Origin of the sequence: Mycolicibacterium vaccae NBRC 14118 = CIP 105934 (assembly GCF_001552715.1) — a bacterium.
Classification (GTDB): Bacteria; Actinomycetota; Actinomycetes; order Mycobacteriales; family Mycobacteriaceae; genus Mycobacterium; species Mycobacterium vaccae.
In genome coordinates this window covers 75,634-83,112 of record NZ_BCRS01000004.1, presented here as the reverse complement: position 1 = coordinate 83,112, position 7,479 = coordinate 75,634, and the positions used below count along the sequence as shown (strand labels likewise).

Genomic DNA, 7,479 nt, shown 5'->3' with positions numbered 1-7,479 from the left:
TCGCGCGCGCTGCCTCCCTGGCCGCTGCGCTCTGCGCCGGTCCGGGCCGCACCCCGGCCCGGGGCTGCGGCTCGGACGGGTACCCCGGCGCCGGCGACCCACCCACTGGTGGTGATCGGTGACCGCGTGGACGAGTCAGTCGACCTTGCGGAGGTGGCCCGTGTGCCCGGCGCGTTCGCACCGCACGCGACGACGCGTGCCGGCGACCAGGACGCGCCCGCCGCCGCGGTGGAAGAGGTGGTGGCGGCGGCCTCGGCGCTGGATGCGATCGATCAGGCGTTCATCGATTTCCGTCTCGCGGTCCGCACCAACTTCACCGCGTTCGCCAACCAGCTCGGCTACCTGGGCAAGCAGCTCTACATCGCGTTCAACTTCGCCGAGAGCATCGTGGCCAGCGTCATCTTCAACGGCACCGACATTCTTCGCGGTGAAGGCCTGTTGACCAATCTCGGCGACATCGGCCGCGACCTCGTCGAATCCGTGGTCTTCTTCGCCATCGACCAGATCGCGCTCACGCAGCCGGAGGTCAACCCGCTCCCCATCTCCCGGCCGCCCCTGGACCGGCCTGCAGGCTGGGTGGACGCGCTGCCTCCGCATCCGACGCTGCCCCTCGCGGTGCCGGGCCAGGCCCCGGCGCAGAGGTCCTCCGGCGCGCTCACGGTCGAGGATGCCGAGGCCGACACCGATGCCCTCGCCGGCGCCGACGACACCGCAGAACGTTCCGCGCGTAGGTCGTCGGAGACGGATCCGGCGGATTCGCCGGACATCGATGACGCCGACGTAGAGGCCGCGCTGGAGGAGGCCGTGTCGGACGAGGCCGCCGTGGAGGAGAAGGACGCTGAGGAGAGCACCTCTGAGCAGGCCGCGACCGACTCTGAGCAGACCGAAGCCCGGGCGGAGAAGGAAGTTCCGTCCACGCCGGCCACGCAGGACTCCGACACAGGCGAGTCCGACGAGTGACCGCGACTCGCTGACGGAGCGCGGCGTCAGATCACAACGACGATGACTTTCGCGCCGGGGCCTCGTCTGCACTGACACACCCTGTCAGCCGCAGCCGAAGGAGGGCCCCATGGCCACCACCTACACGTTCGACGTCTTCTCCAGCCTGGACGGCTGGGGCGGTATCCGCGGTGGGGATTGGGGCGGCTACTGGGGCAAGCAGGGCCCCGAACTCCTCGCCCACCGCCTCGCCCAGTATGCGACGGATCAGCGGATGATATTCGGGCGCAACACCTATCAGGCGTTCACCCAGATGCTGGAATCGGACACCGAGGAGGCCATCCGTGATCCCTGGGTCACCAGGATGGTCAGCCTTCCGGCGACGGTGGTGTCGACAACTCTGGCGGGACCTCTCGACTGGCGCGATGCGACCCTTGCGAATGGGGACGCCGTCGACGTCGTCGCCGCCCTCAAGCAGGAGTCCGACGTGCCGTTGCGTTCGCACGGCAGCCTGTCGATGAACCGGGCACTGATGGCCGCCGGTCTCGTGGACCGCATTCAGTTGACGATCTTCCCGGTGATCACCGGCCGGACCGGTGACGATCCGATCTTTCAGGGCGCGGCCGATTTCGATCTGGAGATGATCGAGAGCCGCACGCTCGACGGCAGAATCCAGGAACTCGTCTACCAACCCCGACTCCATGGTTGAAGCCGAGGACGTCCCTGCAATCCGAGCGACCCGCTGACGCAGACAGGGGACTTCGTTATGCTCCGACGGATCAAGGCATTTCGGTGCCGGAATCGACAAGAGGTGCCGTGACGATGGATGAGTTCCCGCAGGACTACGAGATCTTCGACCTCGGCGATGTGACGCTCCAGCACGGCGCGACGCTGCGCGACGCGAAGCTCGCGTACAAGACCTACGGCGAGCTCAATGCCGACAAGACGAACGCGGTCGTGTTCCCGACGTGGTACTCCGGCCGCCACTGGGACAACGAGTGGTTGATCGGCGACGGGATGGCTCTGGATCCGGCGAAGTACTTCATCATCGTCCCGAACATGTTGGGCAACGGGCTGTCGACCTCGCCGTCCAACACGCCTCCGCCCTACGATGCGGCGCGGTTCCCGAACGTCACCTTCTACGACCAGGTCGAGCAGCAGCACAAGCTCGTGCGGTCGTTCGGCATCGAGACACTGGCACTCGTGACCGGCTGGTCGATGGGTGCCGGGCAGACCTACCAGTGGGCCGTCAGCTATCCGGACATGGTGGAGCGTGCGATGCCGTTCTGCGGCTCCTCCAAGACCAGCGAGCACAACATCGTGTTCCTCGAAGGCGTCAAGGCCGCTCTGACGGCGGACGCAGCGTTCAAGGAGGGCTGGTACACCGACAAGCCCGTCAGAGGGCTGCGCGCCGCCGCCCGCGTCTATGCCGGGTGGGGTTTCTCGCAGGCCTTCTACTGGGAGCAGGAGTACAAGAAGATGGGTTACTCCTCGCTCGAGGACTTTCTCGTCGGCTTCTGGGAGGGCTTCTTCCTCGACCGCCGCGATCCCAACAATCTGCTGGCGATGCTGTGGACCTGGCAGAATGGCAACGTCGGCGCGACACCGGGCCGCGGGTTCGACGGCGACCAGGTCGCGGCGCTGAAGACGATCAAGGCCAAGATGATCGTGGCGCCGGCCGAAAAGGACCTCTACTTCCCGCCCGAGGACGAGGAGTTCGCGGTCAGCCACATCCAGAACGCCGAGTTACGGGTCATTCCAGGTATATACGGCCATTTCGCCGGTGGAGACGCCAACCCTGTGGACAACAAATTCATCGATGACGTCCTCAAGGAACTCCTGGCCGACTGACCCTCGGCCATCCTGCCAACGCCTGGTCGGCGACGGCGTGCAGCTCGTCGGGGCTCGCTCCGCTGCGCGCCTGGATCGCGATCCCCTGGCACACCGCCGCGATCCAGCGGGCGAGCACGCGCGTGTCGACGCCGGCCAGGTCACCGTCGGCCACCGCGGTGTCGAACCGTTCGGCGAGCCGGTTGACCGTCTCCTCACGGAACTCGGCCAGGCCGGGCGCCTCGCCGACGGTCAGGCAACCGGGGATCTCCCCGCTGACCGTGGCGGCCGCACCGTGCACCATCGCCGCGGCGACTTCTCGGGCCGTCGGCCGGGTCAGGGCCTCGGCCGTGTAGGCGCTCGGGCCGTCGAGGTAGCGCCGCAGTGCTCGTTCGAACAGATGCTCCTTGGATCCGAACTCGGCGTAGATGCTGCGCCGGTTGACGCCGGTCGCCGCGGTGACGTCGGAGATCGACACCCCGTCGAAGCCTCGTTCCCAGAACAACTTCATCGCCACGTCCTCGACCTGATCGGGGTCGAACTCACGCGGCCGTCCGATGCCCATCGCGGACCACCTCCTACTGTGACGCCGATCACAGCGGGAATGTGCTCGCCGCTGATCGCCTTGACCTGAGCGTACTTAGTAACAACCCAGTTCGTAATAACGAGAGGCAAGCACGATGAGCACAGCACCCCTGACCGGACGGCGAGCACTGGTGACCGGAGGTTCCCGAGGGATCGGCGCGCAGATCGTGCGGCGCCTGACCGCGGACGGCGCCGCGGTGGCGTTCACCTATTCGGCTTCGGCCGCCAATGCCGACAAGCTCGTCGCCGAACTCACCGCGGACGGCGCCACCGTCGTCGCCATTCAGGCCGACGCCGCCGACCCGACCCAGAGCGCGGACGCAGTGGAACAGGCGGTCACCGCACTCGGTGGCCTGGACGTGGTCGTGAACAACGCCGCCGTCGCCCATCTGGCCCCGATCGACGAGTTCCCCGCCGAGGAGTTCGACCGGTTGGTGGCCATCAACATCGGGAGCGTCTACTGGACCACCCGCACGGCCGTCAAGCACCTCGGTGAGGGGGCACGGATCATCAACATCGGCAGCATCAACGCCGACCGGATACCGGGGCCCGGGCTGTCGGTCTACGGCATGACCAAGGGCGCGGTGCAGTCGTTCACCCGAGGCCTCGCCCGCGACCTTGGCCCGCGCGGCATCACCGTGAACAACGTGCAGCCGGGCCCCATCGACACCGACGCCAACCCCGACCAGGGTGATTTCGCCGAGAGCCTCAAGCAGGTCACCGTGCAGGGCCGCTACGGACACACCACCGACGTGGCCTCTCTGGTGAGCTTCCTGGCCGGCCCCGAATCCGGGTACATCACCGGTGCGCATCTGAACGTCGACGGCGGCTTCACGGTCTGACGTGGGGTTCATCCCTACGTTGTCACAATGAAAGGAGCTCCATGACACGGCAATTCGGCGCGACTGCCGACACCGGCGAACACTCTCTCACCCGAGGGTAGCTGGTGAGCATGCCACCGGGTACGGACCTCCGTCGCCACGACGTGCTGGAGGCCCGCCGCCGGATCGACGGCCATGTGCGTGAGACGCCGATGCTGAGGGCGGACGTCGCCGGCGTCCGCCTTTGGCTCAAATGCGAATTCCTGCAGCATGCAGGCGTTTTCAAGACCCGCGGCGCATTCAACCGCCAACTCTCGGCCCTGGAACGGGGCGAACTCGATCCGGCGACGGGCATCGTGGTCGCGTCGGGCGGGAACGCCGGGTTGGCGAACGCCTACGCGGCCCGGCGACTGGGGGTCAAGGCCACCGTCTTCGTTCCGGTCACCGCTCCACAGGTCAAGATCGACCGCCTGACCGACTACGGCGCCGCCGTGCGGCAGATCGGTGCGGAGTACGCCGACGCCTACGAATCCGCCTGCGATTACGCGGCGACGTCGGGGGCGCTGTTCTGCCATGCCTACGACCAGGTGGAGATCTGCGCCGGGGCCGGCACCATTGCCGAGGAGATCTTCGCGGCTGCTCCCGACGTGACGACGATCGTGGTCGCTGTCGGCGGAGGAGGTCTGTTCAGCGGGTTGTCTGCCTCCGCTGACGGTCGGGCGGGAATCGTCGCGGTTGAGCCTCAACAGATTCCGACGATGCACGCGGCGCTGACGGCGGGCGCACCGGTCGACGTGAAGGTGTCGGGTGTCGCCGCGGATTCCCTCGGCGCACGACGAATCGGCGACATCGCGTTCGCCCGGGCAATGGCTGCTCCCCCACGGTCGGTGCTGGTGTCGGACGACGCGATCGTCGCGGCCAGGAACGAACTGTGGCAGTCGTTTCGTATCGCCGCCGAGTACGGGGCAGCCACGGCGTACGCCGCGATCTCGTCCGGGGCGTACCAGCCCGCCCGGGACGAGAACGTCGCGGTGATCATCTGCGGCGCGAACACCGACCCCGGCACGCTGATGTGACAGACCCACCCCGCACTGGCCAAGGAGACCGACGAATGCCTGATGACACCGCTTCATTACCCGCTGACGATCGGGCACGTGAACTGACCATCGTGGACGACGAGCACCCTGCCGGCGGCTGGCTCGCTCTGGCGGGAGACACCTACAGCATGCTGATCACCGGAGCGCAGACCGCCGGCAGATACTGCCTCATCGACATGCGGATACCCGACGGAGGCGGCCCGCCGCCGCATCGTCACGATTTCGAGGAAATGTTCACGATTCTCGAGGGTTCCGTCGAATTCACCTTCCGCGGCCAGAAACACATCGCGCGGGCGGGTTCCACCGTGAACATCCCTGCCAACGCGCCGCACAACTTCCGTAACACCTCCGGCGCACCCGCCCGGATGCTGTGCATGTGTACACCCGCAGGACAGGACGAGTTCTTCGCGCAGGTCGGCGATCCGGTCGACGGCCCCACCGCCGCACCGCCGCAGCTGTCCCCGCAAGAACAGCAGCAGCGGAGAGAGGCCGCGGCCCGATTGGCTCCCGAGTACCGCACCGAGATGCTGGCTTAGTTTTGTCCCTGAGCCGACCCACTGGTGGATACAGCTACTCCGTCGCCTGGTTCGGTTCCTCGGTGTTCTCCAGCGGTGCGTGTTCGACGACCTCATGGGTGCCGGGCTGGCCGTCATTGCGGCGCATGTAGTCGTCGATCTCGGCGACGATCTCCGGGCTGGGGACGCCCCAGCCGTCCTGATAGCCGTACACGTCTTGGAGCGGTCGGTGTCCGCGGTCGCCGTCGAGGATCTCCACGTGGTTCGGGCCCAGCATCGCCGGGTGCCGCACGCCGGCGGCCTCCGAGACCTTCAGCAGGTCACGCCGCAGGGTCAGCACATAGTTGGCCAACCGGTGGGACTTCTGCTCCGGATCCAGCCCGCGCGCCAGCCACGGGTTCTGCGTGGCCACGCCGGTGGGGCAACGGTCGGTGTGGCACTTCTGCGCCTGGATGCAGCCGATCGCCAACATCGGCTCCCGCGCGACGTTGAGCAGGTCGACGCCCAGCGCGAACGCCACGATCGCGTTGGCGGGCAGCCCGAGCTTGCCCGACCCGATCCAGGTCACCCGGTCACACAGACCCCGCTGCGCGAACAATCCGTACACCAGCGCAAAACCTGCCCGGAACGGGAACGACACGTGGTCGGCGAACACCAGCGGCGCCGCACCCGTGCCGCCCTCACCGCCGTCGATCACGATGAAGTCCACGCCGCGCTGCCCGTCTTCCATCCGGGTCGCCAGCGTCTCCCAGAACCCCATGTCCCCGACCGCCGACTTGATGCCGACGGGCAGGCCCGTGGCATCCGCGATCCGCTCCACCACGTCGAGCATCTCGTCGACGTTGCGGAACGCGGTGTGCCGGGACGGGCTCGCGACGTCCTTGCCCTGTTCGACTCCCCGGATGCGGGCGATCTCCGCGTTCACCTTGGCGCCCGGAAGGTGGCCGCCCAGACCGGGTTTCGCGCCCTGGCTGAGCTTGATCTCGATGGCGCGCACCGGTGCGGAGCCCACGACGTCGACCAGCCGGTCGAGATCGAACCTGCCCTGCTCGTCCCGGCAGCCGAAGTAGCCGGTGCCGATCTGGAACACCAGATCACCGCCCTGACGGTGATGATCTGACAGCCCGCCCTCGCCGGTGTTGTGCCAGAAGCCACCGATCTTGGCGCCCTTGTTGATCGCCTCGATGGCCTGCGGGCTGAGCGAGCCGAACGACATCGCCGACACGTTGACCACCGAGGCCGGCCGGAACGCATGGCGGCGTCCGCGGGGGCCGCCGAGCACCTTGGCGCCCGGAAGCTCGATGTCGTGAAGGTGGATCGGCGAGGCCGGCACGACGTCGGAGAACGTCGCCTGCTTGATGATCGGGTAACTCGCGTTCTCGGTGTCGTTGTCCGTGCCGAACGCGAAGTAGTTGTTTTCCTTCTTCGCCGAGGTGTACACCCAGCGCCGCTGGTCGCGGCTGAACGGGCGCTCGGCGTCGTTGCCGGTGATGATGTACTGGCGCAGCTCCGGGCCGATCGACTCCAGTAGGTACCGCATCCGTGCGACGACCGGGAAGTTGTGGCGCAGGGCGTGCTCTTTTTGAAGCAGGTCCTGGACCGCGATGCCGGCGACTGCGGCGGCGGGTGCCAGTGCGGCGAGCGTCCGCTTCTTCATATGGCTCACACTGCCACAATCAGCGCGCCGGAACC

General features: G+C 67.3%; 8 protein-coding genes. 6 read left to right on the top strand and 2 right to left on the bottom strand.

The features are described 5' to 3' along the window. The 3 genes from MVA01S_RS01770 to MVA01S_RS01760 form a co-directional block, all read left to right on the top strand. Positions 1 to 960 (top strand): prolipoprotein diacylglyceryl transferase (locus tag MVA01S_RS01770; protein ID WP_218006058.1); only part of this gene is annotated, 960 nt, incomplete at its 5' end. Positions 961 to 1,069: 109 nt separating this feature from the next. Continuing rightward, a complete protein-coding gene (locus MVA01S_RS01765; RefSeq protein WP_003931569.1) occupies positions 1,070 to 1,648 on the top strand; it encodes a dihydrofolate reductase family protein in 579 nt (192 codons plus the stop codon). Positions 1,649 to 1,761: 113 nt separating this feature from the next. After that, entirely contained in the window at positions 1,762 to 2,790 is a 1,029-nt protein-coding gene (locus tag MVA01S_RS01760) for an alpha/beta fold hydrolase (protein WP_040541768.1), read from the top strand. Here the strand turns inward: MVA01S_RS01760 and MVA01S_RS01755 are convergent. Further along, positions 2,768 to 3,334 (bottom strand): TetR/AcrR family transcriptional regulator, encoded by a 567-nt coding sequence (locus MVA01S_RS01755; protein WP_003931571.1) that lies wholly within the window; start codon positions 3,332 to 3,334, stop codon positions 2,768 to 2,770. The genes MVA01S_RS01760 and MVA01S_RS01755 overlap by 23 nt on opposite strands. A 115-nt stretch (positions 3,335 to 3,449) precedes the next feature. Between MVA01S_RS01755 and MVA01S_RS01750 the strand changes: the two genes are divergently transcribed. The 3 genes from MVA01S_RS01750 to MVA01S_RS01740 all read left to right on the top strand — a co-directional run bounded on the left by MVA01S_RS01750 (position 3,450) and on the right by MVA01S_RS01740 (position 5,808). After that, complete coding sequence (locus tag MVA01S_RS01750; protein WP_003931572.1) at positions 3,450 to 4,196, top strand: 3-oxoacyl-ACP reductase family protein; 747 nt, start codon at positions 3,450 to 3,452, stop codon at positions 4,194 to 4,196. Positions 4,197 to 4,306: 110 nt separating this feature from the next. After that, entirely contained in the window at positions 4,307 to 5,251 is a 945-nt protein-coding gene (locus MVA01S_RS01745; protein WP_040541947.1) for a threonine/serine dehydratase, read from the top strand. A gap of 35 nt (positions 5,252 to 5,286) precedes the next feature. Next, positions 5,287 to 5,808: a cupin domain-containing protein gene (locus tag MVA01S_RS01740; protein ID WP_003931574.1), complete on the top strand. Its 522-nt coding sequence runs from the start codon at positions 5,287 to 5,289 to the stop codon at positions 5,806 to 5,808. A gap of 34 nt (positions 5,809 to 5,842) precedes the next feature. Here MVA01S_RS01740 and MVA01S_RS01735 read toward each other — a convergent pair whose 3' ends face one another. Further along, positions 5,843 to 7,444, bottom strand: a complete 1,602-nt coding sequence (locus tag MVA01S_RS01735) for an FMN-binding glutamate synthase family protein (RefSeq protein WP_003931575.1) — start codon at positions 7,442 to 7,444, stop codon at positions 5,843 to 5,845. Between the last annotated feature and the right edge of the window lie 35 nt (positions 7,445 to 7,479).